The sequence below is a fragment of the Sulfitobacter sp. M13 genome, assembly GCF_053474885.1.
This window is the reverse complement of record NZ_CM130281.1, coordinates 2,049,081-2,072,592: the sequence shown is the minus strand read 5'-3', so window position 1 is coordinate 2,072,592 and position 23,512 is coordinate 2,049,081. Positions and strand designations below refer to the sequence as shown.

21 protein-coding genes and 3 tRNA genes are annotated in these 23,512 nt (G+C 58.3%); 7 read left to right on the top strand and 17 right to left on the bottom strand.

Annotation, left to right across the window (positions count from 1 at the left end; translation table 11 throughout):
- Window positions 1-35 precede the first annotated feature (35 nt).
- The gene (locus tag ACVBAU_RS09910; protein ID WP_448326077.1) at window positions 36-1,178 is read right to left on the bottom strand and encodes a pyridoxal phosphate-dependent aminotransferase; all 1,143 of its coding nucleotides are present in this window, start codon (window positions 1,176-1,178) and stop codon (window positions 36-38) included.
- A gap of 139 nt (window positions 1,179-1,317) precedes the next feature.
- On the opposite strand from ACVBAU_RS09910, the gene ACVBAU_RS09905 reads away from it, so the two are divergent.
- Together ACVBAU_RS09905 and ACVBAU_RS09900 are read left to right on the top strand one after the other, a co-directional pair.
- Window positions 1,318-2,061: a DsbA family protein gene (locus ACVBAU_RS09905; RefSeq protein WP_093733900.1), complete on the top strand. Its 744-nt coding sequence runs from the start codon at window positions 1,318-1,320 to the stop codon at window positions 2,059-2,061.
- A gap of 1 nt (window position 2,062) precedes the next feature.
- The gene (locus tag ACVBAU_RS09900; RefSeq protein WP_448326074.1) at window positions 2,063-2,545 is read left to right on the top strand and encodes a disulfide bond formation protein DsbA; all 483 of its coding nucleotides are present in this window, start codon (window positions 2,063-2,065) and stop codon (window positions 2,543-2,545) included.
- A 3-nt stretch (window positions 2,546-2,548) separates the two neighbouring features.
- Here the strand turns inward: ACVBAU_RS09900 and ACVBAU_RS09895 are convergent, their stop codons facing one another.
- The 5 genes from ACVBAU_RS09895 to hemA form a co-directional block, all read right to left on the bottom strand.
- On the bottom strand, window positions 2,549-3,088 hold the full coding sequence (locus tag ACVBAU_RS09895) for a GIY-YIG nuclease family protein (protein WP_448326073.1): 540 nt from the start codon (window positions 3,086-3,088) through the stop codon (window positions 2,549-2,551).
- Window positions 3,085-4,239, bottom strand: coding sequence for a DNA cytosine methyltransferase (locus tag ACVBAU_RS09890; protein ID WP_448326071.1), 1,155 nt, complete (start codon window positions 4,237-4,239; stop codon window positions 3,085-3,087). Before ACVBAU_RS09890 ends, ACVBAU_RS09895 begins: the two co-directional genes overlap by 4 nt.
- Window positions 4,240-4,299: 60 nt before the next feature.
- Window positions 4,300-5,433: a flavodoxin-dependent (E)-4-hydroxy-3-methylbut-2-enyl-diphosphate synthase gene (ispG, locus tag ACVBAU_RS09885; RefSeq protein WP_323802538.1), complete on the bottom strand. Its 1,134-nt coding sequence runs from the start codon at window positions 5,431-5,433 to the stop codon at window positions 4,300-4,302.
- 98 nt (window positions 5,434-5,531) lie between these two features.
- The gene (locus ACVBAU_RS09880; protein WP_138923420.1) at window positions 5,532-6,785 is read right to left on the bottom strand and encodes a helix-turn-helix domain-containing protein; all 1,254 of its coding nucleotides are present in this window, start codon (window positions 6,783-6,785) and stop codon (window positions 5,532-5,534) included.
- Window positions 6,786-6,902: 117 nt separating this feature from the next.
- Window positions 6,903-8,126 carry a 5-aminolevulinate synthase gene (gene hemA, locus ACVBAU_RS09875; RefSeq protein ID WP_448326068.1) on the bottom strand — a complete coding sequence of 408 codons (1,224 nt, stop codon included), beginning with the start codon at window positions 8,124-8,126 and terminating at the stop codon, window positions 6,903-6,905.
- A 338-nt stretch (window positions 8,127-8,464) separates the two neighbouring features.
- Between hemA and ACVBAU_RS09870 the strand changes: the two genes are divergently transcribed.
- Window positions 8,465-9,841 carry a M20/M25/M40 family metallo-hydrolase gene (locus ACVBAU_RS09870; RefSeq protein WP_335743967.1) on the top strand — a complete coding sequence of 459 codons (1,377 nt, stop codon included), beginning with the start codon at window positions 8,465-8,467 and terminating at the stop codon, window positions 9,839-9,841.
- A 75-nt stretch (window positions 9,842-9,916) separates the two neighbouring features.
- On the opposite strand, the gene ACVBAU_RS09865 is transcribed toward ACVBAU_RS09870, so the two are convergent.
- The 10 genes from ACVBAU_RS09865 to ACVBAU_RS09820 form a co-directional block, all read right to left on the bottom strand.
- Window positions 9,917-9,993 (bottom strand) — tRNA-Asp (locus ACVBAU_RS09865).
- Window positions 9,994-10,210: 217 nt separating this feature from the next.
- Window positions 10,211-10,287 (bottom strand) — tRNA-Asp (locus tag ACVBAU_RS09860).
- Between the two features lie 185 nt (window positions 10,288-10,472).
- A complete protein-coding gene (locus tag ACVBAU_RS09855; protein WP_093733865.1) occupies window positions 10,473-10,832 on the bottom strand; it encodes a Na+/H+ antiporter subunit G in 360 nt (119 codons plus the stop codon).
- Entirely contained in the window at window positions 10,825-11,094 is a 270-nt protein-coding gene (locus ACVBAU_RS09850) for a K+/H+ antiporter subunit F (RefSeq protein ID WP_138923423.1), read from the bottom strand. Before ACVBAU_RS09850 ends, ACVBAU_RS09855 begins: the two co-directional genes overlap by 8 nt.
- A complete protein-coding gene (locus tag ACVBAU_RS09845; protein WP_138923424.1) occupies window positions 11,091-11,582 on the bottom strand; it encodes a Na+/H+ antiporter subunit E in 492 nt (163 codons plus the stop codon). The genes ACVBAU_RS09850 and ACVBAU_RS09845 overlap by 4 nt, the downstream gene beginning before the upstream one ends.
- A gap of 1 nt (window position 11,583) precedes the next feature.
- A complete protein-coding gene (locus ACVBAU_RS09840) occupies window positions 11,584-13,233 on the bottom strand; it encodes a monovalent cation/H+ antiporter subunit D (RefSeq protein ID WP_448326064.1) in 1,650 nt (549 codons plus the stop codon).
- Window positions 13,230-13,607, bottom strand: a complete 378-nt coding sequence (locus ACVBAU_RS09835; RefSeq protein ID WP_448326062.1) for a Na+/H+ antiporter subunit C — start codon at window positions 13,605-13,607, stop codon at window positions 13,230-13,232. The genes ACVBAU_RS09840 and ACVBAU_RS09835 overlap by 4 nt, the downstream gene beginning before the upstream one ends.
- Before the next feature lies 1 nt (window position 13,608).
- Window positions 13,609-16,470, bottom strand: a complete 2,862-nt coding sequence (locus tag ACVBAU_RS09830) for a monovalent cation/H+ antiporter subunit A (protein ID WP_448326060.1) — start codon at window positions 16,468-16,470, stop codon at window positions 13,609-13,611.
- 249 nt (window positions 16,471-16,719) lie between these two features.
- Window positions 16,720-17,508, bottom strand: coding sequence for an RlmE family RNA methyltransferase (locus ACVBAU_RS09825; protein ID WP_138923428.1), 789 nt, complete (start codon window positions 17,506-17,508; stop codon window positions 16,720-16,722).
- The gene (locus ACVBAU_RS09820) at window positions 17,508-18,623 is read right to left on the bottom strand and encodes a Ppx/GppA phosphatase family protein (protein WP_005853251.1); all 1,116 of its coding nucleotides are present in this window, start codon (window positions 18,621-18,623) and stop codon (window positions 17,508-17,510) included. Before ACVBAU_RS09820 ends, ACVBAU_RS09825 begins: the two co-directional genes overlap by 1 nt.
- Before the next feature lie 262 nt (window positions 18,624-18,885).
- Here ACVBAU_RS09820 and ACVBAU_RS09815 point away from each other — a divergent pair, with 262 nt between their 5' ends.
- The 4 genes from ACVBAU_RS09815 (at window position 18,886) to ACVBAU_RS09800 (ending at window position 23,382) form a co-directional block, all read left to right on the top strand.
- A complete protein-coding gene (locus ACVBAU_RS09815; RefSeq protein ID WP_138923429.1) occupies window positions 18,886-19,182 on the top strand; it encodes a virulence factor in 297 nt (98 codons plus the stop codon).
- Between the two features lie 48 nt (window positions 19,183-19,230).
- Window positions 19,231-20,160 carry a methylenetetrahydrofolate reductase gene (locus ACVBAU_RS09810; RefSeq protein ID WP_138923430.1) on the top strand — a complete coding sequence of 310 codons (930 nt, stop codon included), beginning with the start codon at window positions 19,231-19,233 and terminating at the stop codon, window positions 20,158-20,160.
- Window positions 20,161-20,176: 16 nt separating this feature from the next.
- Entirely contained in the window at window positions 20,177-21,253 is a 1,077-nt protein-coding gene (locus ACVBAU_RS09805; RefSeq protein WP_448326057.1) for a dihydropteroate synthase, read from the top strand.
- Window positions 21,254-21,528: 275 nt separating this feature from the next.
- Window positions 21,529-23,382, top strand: a complete 1,854-nt coding sequence (locus ACVBAU_RS09800) for a histidine kinase N-terminal 7TM domain-containing protein (protein ID WP_448326055.1) — start codon at window positions 21,529-21,531, stop codon at window positions 23,380-23,382.
- 41 nt (window positions 23,383-23,423) lie between these two features.
- Here ACVBAU_RS09800 and ACVBAU_RS09795 read toward each other — a convergent pair.
- Window positions 23,424-23,500, bottom strand: a tRNA-Arg gene (locus tag ACVBAU_RS09795).
- Window positions 23,501-23,512: the final 12 nt, after the last annotated feature.

Genomic DNA, 23,512 nt, shown 5'->3' with positions numbered 1-23,512 from the left:
GGGTATAACATTCCGCCCCGCCCCGAACCAGCCTTTCAGCGTGCTGCCATATAGGCCTTGAGCCGCCCAAGACCCTCGGCGATGTCTTGTGTGCTGCGCGCATAGGAAAAGCGTAGCGTCTGATGCCCGCGTACCGGATCGAAATCCAGCCCGGGCGTGACAGCCACGCCGGCCTTGTTTAGAATGTCACGCGCCAATTCGCGGCTGTCCGTTGTCAGCGATGACACATCCGCATAGACATAGAATGCCCCGTCAGGGGGAGCGAAACTGGTGAACCCGGCTTCGCGCAGCCCCGTGACCATCATCGCACGGTTGGCGCGGTAGACGTCCATGTTTGCCTCAAGCTCTGCCGTGCAATCCATCGCGGCAAGGGCGGCCACCTGACTGGCGTGCGGTGCACAAATAAACATATTCTGGGCGATCCGCTCAACCACGCGCACGTGATCCTCGGGCACAACCATCCAACCCACACGCCACCCCGTCATAGAGAAATACTTGGAGAAGGAATTGATCACATAGGCGTCGTTCGTGATCTCAAGCGCGGTAACGGCTTTTTTCTCGTATTCGATGCCGTGGTAAATCTCGTCCGAAATAAATGACGCGCCCTGCCCTTGGGTCGCGTCAATCAGCGCAGACATCGCCCCATGGTCCAGCATCGTCCCCGTCGGGTTGCCCGGCGAGGCGACCAAAAGCCCCTGAAGGTCCATATCGGCGAAATCCGACGGCACCGGCTGCAAACGGTTCTCGATCGAGGTGGGCAGATCAACCGGAGTGAGGTCCAGCGCCTTAAGAATTTGGCGATAGCTGGGGTAGCCCGGCGCACCGATACCGACCCGATCGCCCGTATCAAACAGCGATGTGAACGTCAGAATAAACCCGCCCGACGAACCAGAGGTGATCACCACGCGGCTTGGGTCCAGATCAACATTGTACCACTCGCCGTACATCTGCGCGATCCGCTTGCGCAGCGCCGGCAGGCCAAGTGCGACGGTATAGCCAAGCGCGTTCTGCTCCATCGCGGCTGTCAGCGCGGCGCTGGCCCCTTTGGGCGCGCCGGTGCCTGGCTGGCCGACTTCCATATGGATGATGTGGCGGCCTTCTGCCTCGGCGGCAGCGGCGGCCTGCATTACATCCATCACGATAAAGGGATCGACCTGGGACCGGGTTGAAATACGCATAAGCTTGATCCTACTGTTGGGCTTGGACCTTTCACCGCACCCCGCTGGTGCCGTCAACCCTTGTGCGTGCGTTCAAAATCGCGCACCACCCCTGCAACCGGTGCCTGCACCCCTGCGCAACAACAAGCGAGTGACCCTGATGAAAAAGCTGATCGCCCCCGCCTTGATGGCCCTGTCCCTGACAGCCCCCGCCCAAGCGATGGACCTGACCGAACTGACCGACGCCGAGCGCGCGCAATTCCGCGCGGAGGTTCGCGCCTATTTGATGGAAAACCCCCAAGTCATCATGGAAGCGGTCAACCAGCTACAGCAACGCGAGGCCGAAGCGCAGGCGCAGGCGGATTTCACGCTGGTATCCGACAATGCAGCGGCGATCTTTGATGATGGCTATTCCTATGTCGGCGGCAACCCTGACGGCGATTTGACCATTGTCGAGTTCATGGATTACCGCTGCGGCTACTGCAAAAAAGCGTTCTCCGAAGTCGAAAAACTTGTGAACGGCGACGGCAACATCCGTTTTATCGTAAAAGAGCTGCCGATCCTGGGCGAGCAATCCATGGTCGCCTCGCGCTTTGCCATCGCGACTAAAATCGTGGCAGGCGACGAGGCCTATAAATCCGTCCACGACGCCCTGATGAGCTTTAACGGTGACATTACGCAGACGTCGCTAAGCCGCTTGGCCAGCAGCTTTGATCTGGATACCGACGCGATCCAGAAAGAAATGGACAGTGCCGAAGTCACAGCCGCGATCGCAAACACACGTGAGCTGGCACAAGCGATGCAAATTTCTGGCACCCCGACTTTCGTGATGCAAGATGAACTCCTGCGCGGCTATCTGCCCTATGACCAGATGAAAGCCATTGTCGCAGAAAAGCGCGACTAAGATGCGCCTGGCCCTGGTGTTTTGCGTGGCCGCCCTTCCGGTGGTCGCGCAAACTGACTTTGGCGCGCTAACAGATGCGGAGCGTATGGCGTTCGGGACAGAGCTACGTGCCTTGTTGCGCGCCGAGCCAGAGCTGGTCGCCGCCGCAGTGACACCTCCAAATTACGCGGCCGAGGCCTATCAAGAGAAGGCACAAGCCGACCTTGACCTAATCGCGTCGCTCACACAGCAGGTGCTGGCGGGCACGCGGATTGCGTTGTTCACCGGTGACGATTGCGCGGACTGTGCAAATGCGCTGGAAGAACTTAACACAATATCAAATACATACAACGTGACGTTCAAGCATCACGTTATGTCCGATCCGACAAGCGCTGCCTTGGCAGAACAGCTCGGGATGACAGATTTGCCGTTTTACGTCATGCCCGACAGTATCCTGCGCGGCCATATGCCTGACATCGTCCTGCGGCGCTATCTGACGCAATAGCGGCTAGAGAAAGCGCTGATGATAGCGCACCATGCGTTTGAAATGCGCGTCCAGCGACCGCTTGAGATGCGGCGCTTCCTTCACGTTAAGAATGTAGTCGACCAGTAGATCATATTGCTTGATCTGGCGCGGCAGACGGTTTGACGGCGTCAGCCGCGACTGCCGTTCCTCTTCGTCGATGACTTGCACCGCCTGCTTTTCGGGCCATTCGAATACCGGCGCATCGGCCACCATCGGCTTGCCGTTCATCAAGGGCAATTCGGCGTCGTAATGGGCAAAGATCGACCGCTCTAATGGCTCAACTTCGGCCTTGGTCGCGACGGGCCACGCCCAGACAAATGCGATTTCCCACACGTCGATCTGACGGTTTGCAATCACATCCGAGCGTGCCGACGTCAGATGCCGCCGCACCCGTGTACGGATGCCATCGACTGACTGGCCCACGTAAATCGGATTGCCGTCCAGATCGCACAGCGCATAGACGCCGATCTGATTGGTCAGCGCCGCCAATGCTTTGCCACGAAACGCCTGCGCCGCGTTCATGCCACTGCGCCCAAGCTTTGGCGTTTCAGAATGGGGGCGAACAGCACCTCGTCCAGATAACGCACCACCGGGACAGCAACGCCGTCCCCTGCCACGCGGTAGGCATTGTTATAGGTGTCGGGCATCTTGTAGCTATCGGGCAGCCCCATCAGCCGCGCCACCTCACGCGAGGACACAAGCCGCGCCTTGGTCTGGTTGCCCTTGATAAACATCAGGATTTGCCGCGATGATCCGCCCGCGGGCGTCCGTAGGCACCCTGCGATTCCGTCGGTGCGCAGCTCTGCCCGTTGACGGACGTTGCCGTCTGCGTCAGGGCGGCCACGTTTATAAATCGTACCGACCACCGTACGCCCTGCCGTACGCGCCACACGCAACCGTTCAAGGCTGGGCGTTGACATCAGTGTCAGCAAACGGTCGGTGTCCGCCGCACTGAACCAGGGCATCGTGGCGCGGCGTTCTAGCACGCGCTCTAGCGCTTGTTCATCGGCAGGGGCGTCGTCAAGCTTCCACCAGACCCAGTTCGACCGCACAGGACGCGACGCAGAGGCCAGGAACTTTTGCAACTTCTTGCCGTGAAAGACATGGGACGGCTTTGGCACCGTCAGACCCGAAATGTCGATATCCTCGCGCACGCAGACAACAAACAGTCGCGGGCGGCTTTGTGGCAGGAACCGCCGTGCGTCGATTTCAAGCGCGCCAACCTTATATCCAAGCCGCACAAACGTCGCGAGCACCGTGTTCATATCAGCGCCACTGTTGCGTGACACCAGCCCGACCACATTTTCAAAGGCGATGATCCGCGGTGCGAAACCCGCTTGGATGGCCGTTGCGATCTTGTCGGCCCAATGCGCAAAAACACCACTGCGCGCGCCGCTTAGGCCCTGGCCCTTGCCCGCGAGGCTGAAATCCTGACAGGGACTGGAGGCCCAATACATATCTACCTGACGCGACAGCAGATCGTCCGGCATCTCGGCGATATCGCCGTGATGCAGCGCGTCCTGCCCCCAATTGCGGGCATAGACCTTGCATTTCATCGCATCGATATCATTGGCCAGCACACAGTCCCACCGGCCCTGCAAAGCCGCACGCACCATGCCACCGCCGCAGAAAAACTCGGCGTATGTAGGGGTCTTGGCGGCGTGATCAGGCATATCTATTGATATGGAATACGCAAATATCTGTCGATGGCAAATGCGCCGCTTTGGGCAAAGTCACTCGGCTGCTTGCTCTGCCGCTTGGGTCTCTGCCTCGATGGCTTCGGCGCGGGCTTCGACCTGTTCGACGATGTGGTCGATCATGCCCTCGTTGCCCAGCTTGTGACTTTGCTTGCCCGCAAGATAGACCATCCCCGACCCGTTGCCGCCACCAGTAAAACCAACATCCGTCATCAGCGCCTCGCCGGGGCCGTTGACGACGCAACCAATGATGCTCAGGCTCATCGGTGTTTTGATATGTTCCAACCGCCGCTCCAGCGCTTCGACGGTTTTGATTACGTCAAACCCCTGACGCGCGCAGCTGGGGCAGCTGATAATGTTAACACCACGGTGGCGCAGGCCGAGGGATTTCAGGATTTCGTACCCCACCTTCACCTCTTCGACGGGATCAGCAGACAGTGACACACGGATCGTGTCACCGATGCCCATCCACAGCAGGTTACCCATACCGATCGCCGATTTGATCGTGCCCGACGTCAACCCGCCAGCCTCGGTGATCCCAAGGTGAATGGGCGCGTCCGTGGCTTCTGCCAACTGTTGGTAGGCAGCGGCAGCCATAAAGACGTCGGATGCTTTGCAGCTGATCTTGAATTCGTGGAAATCGTTGTCCTGAAGGATCTTGATGTGATCCATCCCGCTTTCGACCATCGCATCCGGGCAAGGTTCGCCATATTTTTCAAGCAGGTGCCGTTCAAGCGAGCCTGCGTTCACGCCAATACGGATGGAACAGTTGTTGTCCCGCGCCGCCTTGATCACCTCTTTGACGCGCTTTTCGTCGCCGATATTGCCGGGGTTGATCCGCAGACAAGCGGCCCCAGCCTCGGCGGCTTCGATCCCGCGTTTGTAGTGAAAGTGGATGTCGGCAACGATCGGCACGGTCACTTCGCGCACAATTTCTTTCAGCGCCTTCGAGCTTTCCACATCAGGTACCGACACCCGCACAATATCAGCGCCCGCATCAGCAGCAGCCTGAATCTGCGCGATCGTCGCTTTGACATCGGTGGTCAGCGTGTTCGTCATCGTCTGCACGGTGATCGGCGCATCCCCCCCGACCGGCACATTTCCCACCATAATCTGGCGGGATTTCCGACGGTAAATGTTGCGCCACGGGCGAATGTGATTGAGGGACATGCAAAGCTACCTTTGGCAATGAAACAGTCGAAGGATCGGTCAGGGCCGGTTCGCCCTACACCTATTCAGCCCGTCGCGTTGTTGCAATGGTAACCGGCTTATTCAGTCGGGGGAGTCGCGGCATTCTTCAGCTCGGCCACCATCGTGGCAAGCGCGGAATTCTCTTCCAGCACCGCGGGTTCATAAAGTTCAGCCAAGGCCTGACGATGCAGTGGCAGATTGGACGTTACAGCACCACGATCACCGACAGGTCCGAAATACTGACCATCCATCGCGAAATAGAGCGCGCCGGATTCGCCCGTACGCAATGTTGGGGGTTCTTCGGTTGCGGGGATATCCCAGCTGTCGCCCTTGTTCATGATACCTTCAAAGATGACCTTGCCGTCGGCAGCACGGACCCGCACCCAAGACGGATAGGCCGCAACCATACGCACCTGCGGGGCGGATTCTTCGACCACCTGCGGTACCGTACCGGGGGCCACATCCGCCACATCGCGCTGGATATCACCATTCTGGGCAACACGCTGCGGCGTCACGCCAATCGATGGTGACGGGGATCGCGAGATCGAGGCAAAGCTGCCGATGCTGCGCGGGTCAATCGAGGAAATCGGCGCATCACGGGCCACAAGCACGGGAACATCCAGCGCCGCCGGACGATAAAGCCGATCAAGCGCATCCGACCGCGGGGCTGCCATCGTCGCCGGAACGTCGGGGTCCTCGGTCGTATCGGGCGCAGCGGCAAGCGCGCCCTGCAGCGGGTCAAGGTCAGACAGCACAACGGGGGTTTCGTCCACGGGGGACACCTGCACGCGCTGCACTTCTTTCAGCACGCTCCAGCCGCCATACCCGATCCCGCCAATCAGCGCGACCAGCACCAGAACCGACCCCAATGCACCGGGTTCGATTCGCGCGAGAAAGGAATCGCCCACTGGCGTGAAGGGGGTCGCGGGGCGGGAAAAGATGTCGCTTTCACCGGTGTGTTTCAGGCGTTCTTCGCGGGACGGCTTTTTAACAACCGAGGCTTTGGACGACATGCCATGCGCGACAGCAAAGCCGGATTCAGCGCAGAATGCGGCAAAGGCCTTGTCAGGGTCCATATTCAGATAGCGCGCATAGGAACGCACATAACCCGCAATAAAACCAGGTGTATCAAAGGCTTCCGGGTCAGCATTTTCGATTGCCGCGATATAGGATGCTTTGATCCGCAGTTCGCGCTGCACGTCCAAGAGCGATTTACCAAGGGTCGCACGTTCGCCCCGCATCAAATCACCTAGGCGCAAGTCGAAAGCGTCAAAGCCTTTGGCTTCAACTTCCTCGTCATCTGCTGACTTGAAGGACCACCGCCCAATCATAAAAATGTCCCGTAGCTATGCCCGCTGCCCTTAATCGAAACAACATGTTGATTCGAGATTAGGCTTTTCTTTCGTTATCGGTAGCATAAATCAACGGACTATACGAAATATTCGGGGTCACCCCGCCATTTCGGCACGATTCAGCGCACAATGGGACCATAGGACGTCCATTGCGTGAACCAGCCCTTCGATTTCCAGCGGGCCATGCACAGGCGACGGGGTAAAGCGTAAGCGCTCTGTTCCGCGGGGGACTGTGGGGAAGTTGATCGGCTGCACGTAAATGCCATGATCTTCCAGCAAGCGGTCGGACAAAATCTTGGTATGAACAGGGTTCCCGACGATCACAGGGACGATATGGCTGCCGTGATCGATGATCGGCAAGCCCAACCCCTTCAGCCGCAGTTTAAGCACTTTGGCCTGCTGCTGATGCTTCTCGCGCAGCTCGGGCGCGGTCTTGAGAAATGCGACCGACGCCGCAGCGCCTGCAGCCACCGCAGGCGGCAACGACGTGGTAAAGATAAAACCCGGCGCGTAGGACCGGATCGCATCACACATCTTGGCGGAGGCCGCGATATAGCCACCCATCACGCCATAGGCCTTGGCGAGCGTGCCATTGATAATATCAAGCCGGTGCATCAGGCGGTCACGTTCCGCAACCCCTGCCCCGCGTGGTCCGTACATCCCTACGGCGTGGACTTCGTCGATATAGGTCAGCGCGCCGAACTCGTCTGCAATGTCGCAAATCGCTTCGATCGGGCCAAAGTCGCCGTCCATCGAATAAATCGATTCAAACGCGATCAATTTAGGCGCTGCGGGATCGTCGGCGGCCATCAGCTCGCGCAGGTGATCCACGTCATTGTGCCGGAAGATACGCTTGGCCCCGCCATTGCGGCGCACGCCTTCGATCATAGAGGCATGGTTCAACGCATCGGAATAAATGATCAGACCTGGAAAGAGCTTGGGCAGCGTGCTCAGCGTTGCGTCGTTGGCGATATAGGCGCTGGTGAACAGCAACGCGGCTTCTTTGCCGTGCAGGTCGGACAGTTCTTCTTCAAGGCGCTTGTGATAGACTGTGGTACCCGAAATGTTGCGCGTCCCGCCAGAGCCAGCCCCGGTCGCATCAAGCGCCTCGTGCATGGCGGCAAGAACAACTGGGTTTTGCCCCATCCCAAGATAGTCGTTCCCGCACCAGACAGTGATGTTTTTATCCTGCCCGTCAGGTTGCGTCCAGACGGCGTGCGGAAAGTGCCCGTTGCGGCGCTCAATGTCGATAAAAGTCCGGTAGCGACCTTCCTCGTGCAGCCGGTCAATCGCCACATCAAGCTGTTTGGTATAGTCCATTGCGCCTTGCTCCTTCGTCGGTGGCGGGACCAGCAAAGGCAACCGGATCATTCGCCATATTCGTGCCTTGGAATGAATACCGGTTAGAACCATTCAAATCAATGCTTTAATAGGCACCGATTGTCGCAGGCCCTGCCGCAAGGCCCCGCGCAGCACGACCAGATGATGCGCATCGGAAACCCTTGCGCTGCCCTGCGCACCGCAAGCGAATGATTTTCAAGCGATTCTTGTACGGTTTCGCGCGCAGACATCGCGCGCATGTAGCCCACCACTGGACACGGCCAAGCGCGCTGATACGGTCGCGCTAATATCCACCCCGACAGAAAGGTTTACCTCACATGTCCCTACCCGACGTCTTGGCACGGATCGACAGCGATCTGGATGCGGCCACCGACCGCCTGCTGGAGCTGCTGCGCATCCCCTCTATTTCAACCGACCCCGCGTTCAAGGAAGACTGCGACCGCGCTGCCGACTGGCTGGTCGAGGATCTGAACAGCATCGGTATTGAGACCACCAAACGCCCCACCCCCGGTCACCCGATGGTCGTGGGTCATGTCGACGGCCCCGCAGACAAGCCGCATATCCTGTTCTATGGCCACTATGATGTTCAACCCGTTGATCCGCTAAACCTGTGGAACCGTGATCCCTTTGATCCTGCCGTTGAAGACACAGCAAAGGGCCGCGTGATCCGCGGGCGCGGTGCGGCGGATGACAAGGGCCAACTGATGACCTTTGTCGAAGCGTTGCGGGCGTGGAAAGCCGTGAACGGTGACTTCCCCTGCCGGATGACGTTCTTCTTTGAGGGCGAAGAGGAATCGGGCTCGCCATCGCTGGTGCCTTTCATGAAGGAAAACGCCGAAGAGCTGCGCGCCGATTATGCGATGATCTGCGATACAGGCATGTTCCAGTCCAAGGTGCCCTCTATCGTGACCATGTTGCGCGGATTGATGGGCGAAGAGCTCACCATCACCGGCCCCGATCTGGACCTGCATTCCGGCATGTACGGCGGCGTATCGATGAACCCCGCGCGTGTCCTGTCCAAGGTGATCGCGTCGCTGCATGACGACGCAGGTCGCATCACCGTGCCGGGATTCTATGACGGCGTGCCCGAGCTGCCCGACGATATTCAGGCCCAGTGGCAGGGCCTCGCCTTTGATCACGACAGCTTTCTGGGCGACGTTGGCCTGTCCAAACCTGCCGGCGAGCAGGACCGTATGCCGATCGAGATGATCTGGTCGCGCCCCACCTGCGAAGTCAACGGCATGTGGAGCGGCTATACAGGCGCGGGTTTCAAGACCGTTCTGCCGTCGCAGGCACACGCCAAGATCAGCTTCCGTCTGGTGGGCACGCAAGACCCCCACGTCATCCGCGAAAGTTTTCGCAAGATGGTGACCGATATGATGCCCGAAGACTGTACAGCGAGCTTCCACGCGCATGGGTCGAGCCAGGGGTCAGTGTTTGAAACCACCGCCCCCGCGTTCGAGGAGGCGCGCAAGGCACTGACAGACGAATGGAATGTGCCCGCCGCCTATGTCGGGTGCGGCGGGTCGATTCCCATCGCAGGCCACTTCCAGAAAATTCTGGATACCACGCCGGTGCTGATTGGATTCGGCAAGGATGACGATGCCATCCACTCTCCGAATGAAAAATACGATCTGGAGAGCTTTCACAAAGGTATCCGAAGCTGGGCACGGATATTGGATGCAATGACCTAAGAAAACGGGCGGGCCTCGCGGCCCGCTTTTCCCTTTTTAGGACGAGGTAAATCAGACAGTCTAAAAAGGGATAAGTGGCGCGGTTGACGGGGCTCGAACCCGCGACCCCCGGCGTGACAGGCCGGTACTCTAACCAGCTGAGCTACAACCGCGCAGTAAGGGCGGAATAAGATAACCAGCCCGGAGCGTCAAGCGATTAACCGCAGAAAATTACAAAGAATTCTGGAAAATTTCAGCGCAGACCGCGCAGGGCAAAATACGGCCTCGGACACCCCAAAAATGGGTGAAAACCAATGGCCTGAACGCACAAGCAAACCACGCCCCGAAGGGCGTGTGCTTGTCATCATGATGTATGATAAAATGCAGCGGTGGCGCGGTTGACGGGGCTCGAACCCGCGACCCCCGGCGTGACAGGCCGGTACTCTAACCATCTGAGCTACAACCGCCCACTGCGTACTTCGTCGTTGCCGTCGAAGCGTTTGGTGGTGATAGGGTCTGCTCGCGATGGCGTCAAGCAGGGTTTTGCACCGAATGGCACGAAAATTGAAATTTTCTTTAGGCAGGAGCAAAATGCCCTGCCCGCCCCTGTTTTGGCAAAAGAAAAACCCGCGCTTTGCGGCGCGGGTCTATGTTATTTCTCAGAGTAAGTGCCCCAGACGTGGTCACTGGGGGCTGGCGGCATATCCTTGGTTTGATGCAGCCGGTGCAGATTTACTTTGGCGATAAGATGCCCGGTGATCGGTGCCGTCACAAACAGGAACGCCATCACCAGAACTTCGTGCAGCGACCCTGTCTCGGACGCAAAGGAATATATCATCGCCGCCATCAACAAGGACCCGACACCCAGTGTCGAGGCCTTGGTCGGCGCGTGAAGCCGCGACATGCAGTTATCGAGCTTGATCAACCCGATCGACCCGACGAGTGTGAAAAACCCGCCTACGATCAACAGGGCAGAGATGATGATTTCGGGGATTAGGGGCAGATCACTCAATGATATCACCTCGCAGGACAAAGCGCGCGATGGCCACGGTGGACACAAACCCAAGCATGGCAAAGATCATCGCGCTTTCAAAATAGATGGCAGTGCCCAAACGCATACCCAGCAGGATGATCAGGGCAATCGCATTCACCACCATTGTATCCAGCGCCAGAATACGGTCGCCGGTATTGGGGCCTTTTAGCAAGCGTAGCATCGCCAGCAACTGCGAAACCGCAACGGCACCAAAGGCGATGTTCAAAGCAATCACAATCATTCGAAAATCTCCTTCAGGCGACGCTCATAGCGCTGTTTGATGTCGTCGCGGACCTCGTCAGGGTTTGCCGCGTCCAGCGCATGCACCAAAAGTGCTTTCCCATCTTCAGAGACATCGGCAGAAACCGTACCCGGCGTCAGGGTAATCGTGCCGGCCAACATGGTAATCGCCTCGGGGGTGCGTAGCTCCAACGGGATCACGACCCAGGCCGGACGCATGTTCTTGTTCGACTTGAACAAGACAATCATAGCGACCACGACATTGGCCACCAGAATATCCCACAACACCATGATCAGATACCCCACCAGCTTGGCAGGTTTGGCAACCGGCGGGCGGTCAGGCCAATAGGCGGCAGTTGCAATGGGGATCAACAGCCCAAGGATAACCCCAAATACAACAGTGCCAAGCTTGATTTCATTGACCAACAGACACCATGCAATCGCAAGGATCGCGGTCAGCATCGGATGCGGAAGCAGTCGGGATAACATATCAGTGATCCTTTTCTGGTGCAGCCGCGGCGTCTGCGCCTTGGCCATCAGTAGCATAGCCTGATCCGTCGGCCTCACCGTGAGTGTCTTCGGCGTGATCGTCGGTGATCTCTTTGCCCGGCGTGGTCAGGACAATCGATATATAGCGTTCGGGGTTGAACAGCTGTGCCGACGTCGCTTCTAGCACGCGGGTGACAGGGCCCGCCGCGACGGTCAGCGCGACAAGCAAGGCCAGCAGACTGCCAACGGAAACCATGGCCAAAACGCCCTGCCCTTCAGGTGCCGCCGACGCGGCAGCAGCGTCCTCTGCAGGCGTTTCAGCCCGCTGATGCGCTTTCCAGAAAATCTGGCTGCCAGCCCGAGAGAAACCAACGACTGCGATCAACGACCCGCCAAGGATCGTCGCCCAGACCCACCACATCAGATCAGCGCTGCGTGCTGCATCCAGTATCAGCAGTTTGCCGACAAAACCCGAAAGCGGCGGCAGACCTGTCATGGCAATCGCCGCAACAAAGAACATGCCCGCCACCAGCGCGCCACCTGTCATGGGGGGCGCATCAACGAAAGCTACATCCGCCGCGCCGCGCCGACTGCGGATCACATCGATCAGCATAAACAACGCCGCAGCGGCAAAGGTGGAATGGATCGCATAATAAAGTGCTGCGGAAATCCCTGCGGGGGTAAAGACCGACACGGCGGCCAGTAACATCCCCATGGACCCGATCACGGAAAACGCGACCATCCGGTCGGCTCGTTTCGCTCCCAGCACGCCCGCCATTCCGAGCGCCACGGTCAGCAACGCCGCAGGCATCAGCCAGACATCAAACAGTCCTTGCGTGATCTCAAGGTCAGGAGGGAAGACCAGCGTGTAGAAACGGATGATACAGTAAGCACCAACCTTGGTCATGATCGCAAATAGCGCCGCCACCGGCGCCGGTGCTTCGGCATAGCTGGCTGGCAGCCAGAAATGCAGCGGCAGGATCGCGGCTTTTACCGCAAAGACCAGCAGCAACAGAACTGCAGCGACGCGAATACCCGCGCCATCGCCTGCGTCCAATGTAGCCACGCGCATCGCCAGATCCGCCATGTTCAGCGTGCCGGTTTCTGCATAGATCGTGCCAAGCGCGAACAGGAATAGCGTCGAGCCCAAAAGATTATAAAGCACATATTGCGTGCCCGCCCGCAGACGCCGTTGCCCGCCTGCATGGATCATCAACCCGTATGACGCAATCAGCAGCACTTCGAAAAACACAAAGAGGTTGAACGCATCACCGGTCAGGAAAGCGCCCAATATCCCCATCAACTGAAACTGGAACAGTGGATGGAAATGCCGCCCGCGATTGTCCCAGCCCGACCCGATAGCATACAGCAACACCGGCACGGCAAGCACACAGGTCAGCAGCACCATCAGCGTCGACAGACGATCCGCGACCAGAACAATGCCAAAAGGCGCGGCCCAATTGCCAAGCTGGTACAGGCTCACCGTGCCGTCAGAGGCCTGCCAGAACAATCCAACCGCTAGCATCAGCAGCCCCAGCGTCCCCGCAACTGACAAGGCGCGCTGGATCAACAGATGATAGCGTGCGGACAATACCATGAAAGCCGCCAGCATAGCCGGCAGAACGATCGGAAGAATAAGCCAATGGGTCATGCCGGGCCTCCTCCGCGCTGTGAGGGTTCAGCATTTTTGGTGTTGGCCAGCGTGTCGGGGTCGTTCACCAGATCATCGCCCGCGCTCAGGTAAGACCCGACCGCAATCATCACCACCACGGCGGTCATGCCAAAGGAAATAACAATGGCCGTTAGCACCAGTGCTTGGGGCAGCGGGTCGGTATAGACCTCTACCCCGTCCCGCAGGATCGGCGGCGCATTCAACGCCAACCGGCCCGACGCAAAGAGGAAAACATTGACCGCATAGCTGACCAGCGACGTGCCGATGATCACAGGAAAGGTACGCAAGCGCAGAATCAAATAGACCCCGGCAGCAGTGAGAACGCCAATGGCGGAAGCGACTAAAAGCTCCATATCAGGTCTCCGTCTCGGTTTTCGGTTCATCCCGTGACGGGTCGATATCCATAGGGTGTTCGCTTTCCTCGATGCCCGCACGACGCCCCAGCCGCGAGAAGCTTTCAAGCGACAGCATCACCGCGCCGACCACCGCAAGGAACACCCCAAGGTCAAAGCCCATCGCGGTCGCCAGCTCAAATTTCTCCATTGGGGGAATGCGGAAATAGCCGAACGCGGAGGACAGGAAAGGGGCCCCGGCGAACCACGCGCCGATACCGGTCAGACCGGCACAAAGCACCCCTGCCCCGATGATGCCGTGATAAGGATAGCGCTGGCGGTTGTCGGCCCAAGCAAAGCCGCTGGCCATATACTGCATTACGACCGCAATCGCCACGATCAGACCGGCGACAAACCCGCCGCCCGGTTCGTTGTGTCCACGCAGGAAGATATAAACACCTACCAGCAACACGACAGGCATCAAGACGCGGGTCAGCACCACCATCATCATCGGGTGGGCGTCGCCCGCGCGCTTTTCCTCATAGCCACGGTTCAGCAAACGTGCGCGCACGGGGCCTGACAAAAGCGCCTCTGTCAGGGCATAGATCACCAGCGCAGCAATCCCGAGCACGATGATTTCGCCAAAGGTGTCAAAGCCACGGAAGTCTACAAGGATCACGTTCACCACATTGGTCCCGCCGCCGCCCTTATAGGAGTTCGCAAGATGGTAGTCGGCGATGGAGGCAATCGGGAAATCCGACATCAGGATTGAATAGATCAACCCCGCCGCGGCCAGCCCTGCCACAACCGACACCACGATATCGCGGCTGCGGTGCAAAACAGTGCTTTCCTTAGGCGTGCTGTTGGGCATGAAGTTCAACGCCAGCAACAACAGCACGATCGTCACCACCTCGACCGAGATCTGGGTGAGCGCAAGATCGGGGGCCGAGAAGTAGTTGAACCCGACGGATACCATCAGGCCGATGATCCCCATCAGGATCAGAACCGCCAGACGGTTCCGGTGCACCGTGACCAAGAACCCCGTCGCGATCATCAACATCAACCAGCCGGCAAAGCCCACTGGCGTGATCGGCAACATCTCGCGCGTAGGTGCGCCGTCGGTGCCGGTGAACCATGCGTGTGCTCCAATGGCGACGACGGCGGTCACAAAGATCGCGGCGTAGCGGGTGAAGGAACCGTTATGTAGACGCTCCGACACGAGGCTTGCGAGCCCGACAGCGCCTGCGATAATCCGGTCAAAGATGTCCTTTGCCTCGGGGCGCGGGGTCGCGGCCCAAAGACGCGCCAACGGGTTCCACGCCGCCAGCAGGATCAAACCACCGACCACAGCAATCGCTGACATCCCGAGAGCGGGCACAAACCCGTGCCACAGCTTGATATGTTCGCTTGGCATTTCAGCAGCAGAGCCGATCACGGCTTGCGTCACGGTACGAACAAAAGGTTCCGCCAGAAACGGAGCCACACCGATCACGATCACGGGGATGATCAGCAAGGCGGGCGAAATCCACAGACCGAATTCGGGATCGTGGGGCTTGGCCGGATAGTCGTTCCGGACCTTGCCAAAGAAGGTATGCGCGATAAAGCGGAAGCTATACGCAGCAGAGAACAATGCCCCCAGCGTCGCCACAGCCGCCACCAGATAGGGCGAGCCGAACAGCGTTGTGCGCAGCGCCTCTTCCAGCATCATCTCTTTTGACAAGAACCCGTTCAGCAACGGGATACCCGCCATCGACAACGCGGCCAGCGTTGCAATCGCAAAGGTGATCGGCATCAAACGGCGCAGCCCACCCAAACGGGTCATGTCGCGGGTATGGACCGCGTGATCGACAATACCGGCGCTCATGAACAAGGCCGCCTTAAAGCTCGCGTGGTTCAGAATGTGGAATACAGCCGCCATCGCGCCAAAGGACGTGCCGGTGCCCAGCAGGAACGTGATCAAACCCAGATGCGACACGGTGGAAAATGCCAACAGCGCCTTGAGGTCGTTTTTAAAGATCGCGATCAGCGCACCAAGGACCATCGTGATCAACCCGGCAGAGCAGACCAACACGATCCAGATTTCCGTGCCCGACAGAACCGGCCACATCCGCGCCATCAAGAACAGCCCCGCCTTCACCATCGTGGCAGAGTGCAGATAGGCCGAGACCGGCGTTGGTGCCGCCATGGCGTGCGGCAGCCAGAAGTGGAACGGGAATTGCGCGGACTTGGTGAAACACCCCAGCAGAATCAGGATCAGCGCGGGGATATACAGCGGCGACGCCTGAATAAGGTCACGATTTTCAAGGATCACCGTCAAATCATAGCTGCCCACAATCTGCCCCAGCAGCAGCATGCCACCGATCATCGCCAGGCCACCCATGCCCGTTACAGTCAGGGCCATACGCGCGCCCTGACGCCCCTCGGGCAAATGCTTCCAGAACCCGATCAGCAGGAAGGACGATAGCGACGTGAGTTCCCAGAAAATGAGCAACATCAATATGTTGTCGGACAGAACGATCCCGACCATCGCGCCTTGGAACAGCAGCAGATAGGTGAAGAACGCGCCCATATTGTCGTCACGCGACAGGTAGAACCGCGCATAAAGGATGATCAACATCCCGATCCCAAGGATTAGACCCGCAAACATCAGCCCCAACGGATCGAGGAAGAGGTTCACGTTCAACCCCAGCTGAGGCAGCCACGTGAGGCTAGCGGTCACGACCTCGCCCGCAAGGACAGCCGGCGCGTGTGTCGCAAGGCCGATCGCGGCGCAGGCCGTCACCAGAAGGGTCACCAAAAAGCAGCTTTGTCGGCCGGCCTGATACATCAGGCCGGGCAGCAAGGCGCCAAGAAACGGGAGGGCTATAATCAGGAACAATGACATGGCCGCAACTATGTCATGAGCCGCGCTAAAACGACCAGCCCTCTTTTACCAAATTACGATGGAAAAATATCGATTTATGAGGACTTCTTGTCGCAGTAATTGAACTTCAGCGCGGCGTGATGTTCCAATTTAGGTCCATTTTGCGAATATGTAAGAGAGCAATCGCGCCTGCCCATAAAAAAAATGCGGCAGTCGTCTAACTGCCGCATCACATTTGATAATTCCGCGCCCCTTGGGGCCTCACGGCTGCTACAGATTCTCTTGATCGTCAGCTAGCACCCCTTTGAAACCGGTGGCGACCACAAATTTCTCGGAGCTGTCGGAACGGCTGGCAGGCGGCTTGGTGTTGGCGACCTTGGCGAACCGACGCTTGAGCAGCTGTTGCAAATCGCCCTCCGCCCCGCCGGCCAGCACTTTGGCGACAAAGGTACCGCCGTCTTCCAGCACATCAAAGGCAAAGTAAGCCGCAGCCTCGCACAGGGCAATGATCCGGTTGTGGTCAGTCTGCTTGTGGCCCGAGCTTGACGCCGCCATGTCCGACATCACCACATCGGCCTTGCCACCCAGCCATCCTTTGACGATCTCGTCTGCGTCGTCTTCCATGAAATCAAGCTGGTGCAATTCGCAGCCTGCAATCGGCTCCATCTCTTGCAGGTCGATCCCAAGAATGGTGCCGACGTTCTTGCCCTTCTTTTCGCCCAGAACGTTGCAACGTTTCACCGCGACCTGACACCAGCCACCAGGGGCCGCCCCAAGGTCAACGATCCGCGCACCCGGCACGAGAAAGCGGTATTTGTCATCAAGTTCCATGATCTTATAGGCCGCACGCCCGCGATAACCTTCGGCATTGGCGCGTTTGACGTATGGGTCATTCAATTGGCGCTGCAACCAGCGAGTCGAGCTCAGCTTGCGACCGCGGGCTGACTTTACCTTGACCTTAAGGTCACGCTGGCCGCGCCCTGATGTATTCTTGCCTGTGGGGGTCTTCCCGCCCGAAGCACCGCCCGTTGGCGTCTTGCCTGTCGGAGTTTTCGCCATCAGCCTAATCCTTCTTCCAAAACGCCATCCGCGCTCATCTGGGCGTATAACAGCCCCTCGCGCAGACCACGGTCTGCCACACTTAATCTATCTGTCGGCCAGCACCGCATCAACGCCTGCAAAATCGCAGCACCTGACATGATCAACGCCTGGCGGTCCAGCCCGATACGCGGATCGGCACGCCGGCCCCCCGGTCCCATCGCAAGATAGGAATGGATCACCTTGTCGATCTGCGCCGAGGTCATCCGAAGCCCGTCCACCTTGGTCCGGTCGTAGCGCTTTAGACCCAAATGGCTGGCAGCAACAGTGGTGACCGTGCCCGAGGTGCCAACAATCTGGAAATGGTCCTGGGACTGGATGGATTGATAGGGGGTAAAGTCCGTCAGGTTCTCCTCGAAGAACCAGCTCATCAATGCGAAACGCGCGGCGTCATCTTCGACGTCAGAGAATTGGTCGCGCAAGGTCGCCACGCCCAATGGCACACTGATCCAGTCGACCACACGCGCGGCGGGCACATCGGTTTTCGCCTGATGGAACCCGCCATGCAGCCGCATGATGGATTGCGCACGGTCGGCTTTGGGCACCTTGGAGATGTCGATCCAGACCAGCTCGGTCGAGCCGCCACCGATATCCACGACCAGCAGATTATGGGTCTTGCGGTTCACCAGTGGCGCGCAGGAAATTACCGCAAGCTGCGCTTCTTCCTCCGGCTTGATGATATCAAGCTTCAACCCCGTCTCGCGCTGGATACGCTGCATGAATTCGGCACCATTGGCGGCACGGCGGCACGCCTCGGTCGCGACAAGCCGCATACGCCGCACCTTGTTGCGGCGCAGCTTTTGCTGACAAATGCGCAATGCCTGAATGGTACGCGTCATCGATCCGCGCGACAATCGCCCGGTTTTCTCGAGCCCCGCCCCAAGCTGGACGGACTTCGAGAAGCTATCGACGACATGGAAACCGCTGCCTTTCGGCTGTGCGATCAACATGCGACAACTATTTGTGCCCAGATCAAGGGCCGCATAAAGTTCGGTCGATCTGGGCGGAACTGGCGCGGGGCTCAGAGCCGGCGGTACATCGAGCGCGCCCGCACCTTTGGGACGCTGTGGCGCCATGATTGCGCCTTTCATATTGAGTTACCCCCAAGGTAATGTTTCTGCGGGCAAGGAGCAAGCGGGAAACTTGAGAGCAGGCACGCTCGAGCCTATCGTCGGCCTCACAACCATCTTGAAAATTATGACACCCCGCCCCCCTCGCCTGTGGCGAGGACGCGCGGTAATGTCGTCACGTCGCAGACGCCGTTTTGAATGTCGAAAAATGGCGTCGGGGACAGATCAACAGCCGCTAAGAAAAACAAGCACAGCAGAGGAATCAATCATGCCCGAAGTTACCATCGTCTATTGGCGTGATATTCCAGCTCAGGTCATCGTTGGCAAAGGCCGGCGCGGATCAAAGCGCCCGCTGCCCGAACGGTTTGAACAGGCCATCGACCGCGCCGCGATGAAAATCGGCGCGGATGACAGCGATTCCTATCTTGCCGAATGGCGCAAGGCCGATCCCTATACGGTCGACGGCGATCCCGACGCCGTGGCCGATGCCGAAGTCGTGCGTATCGATACCGAATACGACCGCGACCGCATCAAGACATTGATTGCCAATGACGGCTGGGCCTGACCGCCTCTTGCCGGTGCAAAAGTTGATCCCCTCATGAAAGAAATGCTCATGTCCCTTTTGAACTTCCGGCGCAAAGAAGCCCCAGCGTTTGAATTGCCCACTCCCGAGGTTGCGGCCTTTTTGCAGGACTATTCGATCGAGGTGATGCCCCGCACGGCAGAAAAGGTCGAAAATTTCCGCGATCTGCTGCCCGAAGGGACACGGGTCTACATCGCGCATATCGATGGCACCCCGATCGAAGACATGGTCGCCACCGCAGCGCGTCTGAACGCCGACGGCTACAAGGTCATGCCCCATTTTCCCGCGCGCATTATCAAGGATCGCGCGACGCTGGAAAACTGGATCGCCATGTATCAGGGCGAGGCTGACGTAAAGCAGGGCTTGCTGCTGGCCGGCGGCGTCACCACACCGCACGGGGATTTCAGCGATTCCATGCAGCTGATGGACACGGGCCTGTTTGACAAACACGGGTTCGAACGTCTGCACATCGCAGGCCACCCCGAAGGCAACCGTGACATCGACACCGACGGCACCCGCCTGCGGGTCGACGATGCACTGCGCTGGAAACAGGGGTTTTCCGAACGCACCGACGCGAAAATGGCCATCGCCACGCAGTTCGCGTTCGAGGCGCAACCAATCATCGAATGGGCCGACACCCTGAAACACGCAGGAATCGACCTGCCGATCCATATCGGTATCGCGGGGCCCGCCAAGCTTCAAACCTTGATCAAATTTGCCATCGCCTGCGGCGTCGGCCCTTCGCTGAGGGTGCTGCAAAAGCGCGCGATGGACGTTACCAAACTGCTGTTGCCCTACGAGCCGACAGATGTGATCACCGAACTGGCCACGCACAAAGCGGCCAACCCAGATTTCAACATTACCCATGTGCATTTCTTCCCGCTGGGTGGGATCAAAACGAATGCAAACTGGGCCATTGAAAATGGCGGACCTGCTGCGCAACCAGCCAACTCCGTCTAAGGAAAGACTGAACACCATGACCAGAACCGTCGTCGAATCCAAAACCAAAACAGCAATCATCGGCTTTGACGAGCCCTTCTGCGTGATCGGGGAACGTATCAACCCAACGGGCCGCAAGATCCTCGCCGAAGAGCTGGAACGTGGCGATTTCAGCCGCGTCGAGGCCGACGCCATCGCACAGGCCGCAGCAGGGGCAAACATTCTGGACGTGAACTCCGGTGCTGTGTTCTCGAATAAAATGGCCGAAGATCCGCGCTATGCCGACAATAACTTTGTCGAACCGATGTTGATGCCAGAACTGATCCGCATTGTGCAAAACGCCGTCGATATTCCGATCTGTATCGACAGCTCTGTTCCTGGCGCATTGGAAGCGGGTCTTGAGGCATGCGAAGGCCGTCCGCTCCTGAATTCGGTAACAGGCGAAGAAGAGCGGCTGGAACTGGTGCTGCCTTTGGTCAAGAAATACAACGTGCCGGTGGTTGCGATCTCTAACGATGACACTGGTATCTCCGAAGACCCCGATGTGCGCTTTGAAGTCGCCAAGAGGATCGTCGAACGCGCCGCAGATTTCGGCATTCCGGCGCACGACATCGTGGTTGATCCGCTGGTGATGCCGATTGGGGCGATGGCGACGGCAGGGCATCAAGTCTTTACGCTTGTGCGTCGTCTGCGCGAGGAACTGGGCGTAAACACCACCTGCGGTGCGTCAAACATCAGCTTTGGTCTGCCCAACCGCCACGGCATCAACAATGCTTTCCTGCCCATGGCGATGGGGGCGGGCATGACCTCTGCAATCATGAACCCGATCACGCTGGCAGTGAACCCGACAAAAATTGCCGAGAAAAAAGCCGAGCTGGTCGCGGCGGGCATCATCCTGCCTGACGAGATTGACGATGAAACTTTTGTGACGCTGCTCGGCATGGGATCGACAAAACCCACTCCCGGCAAAGAGATGGAGGCAATCCGTGCCGCCAACTTCTTGTTCGACCGTGACCCCCACGGGACCGAATGGATCAAGTTCAACAAGGTCGCGCCCAAGGCCGGCCAAGAGGGTCGCGGACGCGCTGGCCGCAAGGGTGGCCGTCGCCGGTAATGGGGATTCTCCCTACCGCCAAGAACAAAAACCTCGCAAACTCTGGTTTGCGGGGTTTTCTTTTTGGATGAAAGTCCTGTTTCCAGCAATCAGAGGTTGACCGCATGCCTCAAGCACGCATGATCTAGGCGCGAAGCCGAAAGGGCTTTGTATTGTCCTAGACACTGGTAACGACCACCTCGCATGGCCCATTCCGGCAGTCCAAGTTCGGTCTAAAAATGAACACAACTGTGTGGCTAGTATGAAATGCCAAGACGCAGCCCGTAGGTGGATCTATGACGACATGCTTTGAGGGAATAGCCACGCAGCCCGTTTTTTGGGCGGCAGGCGGTGTCAGCCTTATTGCGGCGATCGTCATGATTTCGATGCTGCGGGTCCAGCGCTTTCGGGGCAAGCTTTACTACGCGCTCACCTTCTTTGCGATGATCTATACGCTGCTTATCGTTGGTGCAGAAGCATCAGCGGCGGCCTTTGACTGTCAATACAAACTGGGCGTTGCCGCGTGGCTGGGGAACGCGCTGGTGCCGGTGGCGTGGTGTTTCTTTGTCTACGCCTACGTCCATCAGTCCAGCTGGCTCAGCAAAAAACGCGTGGTGGCAGCACTTGTGCTTGCCCCGCTGCTATCTTTCGCTTTTGCTGCGACGAACACACATCATGGTCTGGTATATGATCACGCGACCACGATCCCACCAGGCGCGCGCCAGATCGACTACATCCACGGGCCCGGCTTCTACGCGATTATGGCCGTGCTCTATACCTTTGTCGGCGCCACCTACTATGGTCTCTATAAAGGGTTCAGGCGGTCGCGCCGGTCAGCGTGGCCGCTGCTAACGATGCTAGCCGTCGTAACGATGACCCCGCTTGCAGCAAATGCAGCCTATATCTTTCTGGGCTTCACCATTTTCGGACTGGACCCGACGTCGTTTATGTTCAGCGTAGGTATCTTCGCCTTCACGTTTATGCTGCTAACAAACAAGACGTTGGATATGGCGTCGGTCGGTCAATCCGCCTTGTTTAACACAATGAGCGAAGCTGTTGTTCTTGTGGATAATAACAAAAACGTCGTCTTGATGAACACAGCTGCAAAGAACCGCGGCTTCTGCAAGGTCCCCAAGGCCGAAGCCGCCGCCCTTCTCGCCACTATTGATACCCGTAGCCTAAGGACCACCGATGCATCCGTGACCATCGACGAACGCGTCTATGATCCTCGGATCCAAGAGATCGAAAGCCCGCTGGACCCAGGCGGTGCCATTCTGGGCTGGAGCGTCACGTTGGTCGACATTACTGACCGCATCGCCATCACCCGCGCCCTCGAGAATGCGTTGCTGCGTGCAGATGACGCCAATCGTGCCAAGGACGAATTTATCTCGGCTGTCAGTCATGAGCTGCGCACGCCGCTGACGTCGCTCAAAGGGGGCTTGGCTCTGGCCCTCAGTGGACGTCTGGGCGAGATGGACGACCGCGTCCGGTCTCCGCTTGAAATCGCACAGCGTAACGGTGTGCGCCTGTCTCGGCTGGTCGACAACATTCTATTGTCCCAGAAAATCGATGGGGACGCCCTTACCCTTGATCAGCAGCCGGTCGATCTGGGGGCCCTTTTAAAAGACAGCCTCGAGGAAAACCAAATGTTCGCTGCCGAACAGCGGATCAAGCTCGTCCGGCCCAAGGGTGACCAATCCGCGATTATCACCGGCGACGCCTTTGCAATCAGGCAAATAATCGACAACCTTGTCTCGAACGCGATCAAATTCTCTAAACCCGGCAGCGTCGTCGAAGGCGCGCTGTCGGTCTCTGACGGCCACGTGCGCCTGTCGATCAAAGACAGCGGGCGTGGTATCCCTGATGGGATGGAAGAACAGGTCTTTGGCCGGTTCGCGCAGGTCAAAAACGGCGGCCAATTCGCGACGCAGGGCTCAGGTCTGGGCTTGCACATCTCGCAGCAGCTTGCCCAGCAGATGTCGGGAAAGATCTTTTACGAAAGCGAAGTCGGCAAGGGCTCGGTATTTCATATGGACTACGCCACTGTCGCGGCACAGCACCCGAAAGTTATCCACGCAGCAGATGCCGGTTCAGCGGACGCACCTGCCCTCCAGCACCGTGACGACCTGCCAGAAAACGTACAGGTATAACGCGCGAAACGACTTCGTAAATATATCAGGAATAAAGGAAATGGTGGTCCCAGCTGGATTCGAACCAGCGACCTCTCGCTTCGGAGGCGAGCACTCTATCCAGCTGAGCTATGGGACCATATAGGGGCGG

Coding starts and splice junctions, on each gene's coding strand:
- ACVBAU_RS09905 (WP_093733900.1), top strand. CDS start 1,318: ATGAAAAAGCTGATCGCCCCCGCCTTGATGGCCCTGTCCCTGACAGCC.
- ACVBAU_RS09820 (WP_005853251.1), bottom strand. CDS start 18,623: ATGGCGCCACAGCGTCCCAAAGGTGCGGGCGCGCTCGATGTACCGCCG.
- ACVBAU_RS09850 (WP_138923423.1), bottom strand. CDS start 11,094: ATGATTGTGATTGCTTTGAACATCGCCTTTGGTGCCGTTGCGGTTTCG.
- ACVBAU_RS09825 (WP_138923428.1), bottom strand. CDS start 17,508: ATGGCGAAAACTCCGACAGGCAAGACGCCAACGGGCGGTGCTTCGGGC.
- ACVBAU_RS09910 (WP_448326077.1), bottom strand. CDS start 1,178: ATGCGTATTTCAACCCGGTCCCAGGTCGATCCCTTTATCGTGATGGAT.
- ispG (WP_323802538.1), bottom strand. CDS start 5,433: ATGTCCCTCAATCACATTCGCCCGTGGCGCAACATTTACCGTCGGAAA.
- ACVBAU_RS09805 (WP_448326057.1), top strand. CDS start 20,177: ATGACCAGAACCGTCGTCGAATCCAAAACCAAAACAGCAATCATCGGC.
- ACVBAU_RS09845 (WP_138923424.1), bottom strand. CDS start 11,582: ATGTTATCCCGACTGCTTCCGCATCCGATGCTGACCGCGATCCTTGCG.
- ACVBAU_RS09835 (WP_448326062.1), bottom strand. CDS start 13,607: ATGGAGCTTTTAGTCGCTTCCGCCATTGGCGTTCTCACTGCTGCCGGG.
- ACVBAU_RS09880 (WP_138923420.1), bottom strand. CDS start 6,785: ATGATTGGGCGGTGGTCCTTCAAGTCAGCAGATGACGAGGAAGTTGAA.
- ACVBAU_RS09890 (WP_448326071.1), bottom strand. CDS start 4,239: ATGCCTGATCACGCCGCCAAGACCCCTACATACGCCGAGTTTTTCTGC.
- hemA (WP_448326068.1), bottom strand. CDS start 8,126: ATGGACTATACCAAACAGCTTGATGTGGCGATTGACCGGCTGCACGAG.
- ACVBAU_RS09900 (WP_448326074.1), top strand. CDS start 2,063: ATGCGCCTGGCCCTGGTGTTTTGCGTGGCCGCCCTTCCGGTGGTCGCG.
- ACVBAU_RS09815 (WP_138923429.1), top strand. CDS start 18,886: ATGCCCGAAGTTACCATCGTCTATTGGCGTGATATTCCAGCTCAGGTC.
- ACVBAU_RS09830 (WP_448326060.1), bottom strand. CDS start 16,470: ATGTCATTGTTCCTGATTATAGCCCTCCCGTTTCTTGGCGCCTTGCTG.
- ACVBAU_RS09895 (WP_448326073.1), bottom strand. CDS start 3,088: ATGAACGCGGCGCAGGCGTTTCGTGGCAAAGCATTGGCGGCGCTGACC.
- ACVBAU_RS09870 (WP_335743967.1), top strand. CDS start 8,465: ATGTCCCTACCCGACGTCTTGGCACGGATCGACAGCGATCTGGATGCG.
- ACVBAU_RS09800 (WP_448326055.1), top strand. CDS start 21,529: ATGACGACATGCTTTGAGGGAATAGCCACGCAGCCCGTTTTTTGGGCG.
- ACVBAU_RS09810 (WP_138923430.1), top strand. CDS start 19,231: ATGTCCCTTTTGAACTTCCGGCGCAAAGAAGCCCCAGCGTTTGAATTG.
- ACVBAU_RS09840 (WP_448326064.1), bottom strand. CDS start 13,233: ATGACCCATTGGCTTATTCTTCCGATCGTTCTGCCGGCTATGCTGGCG.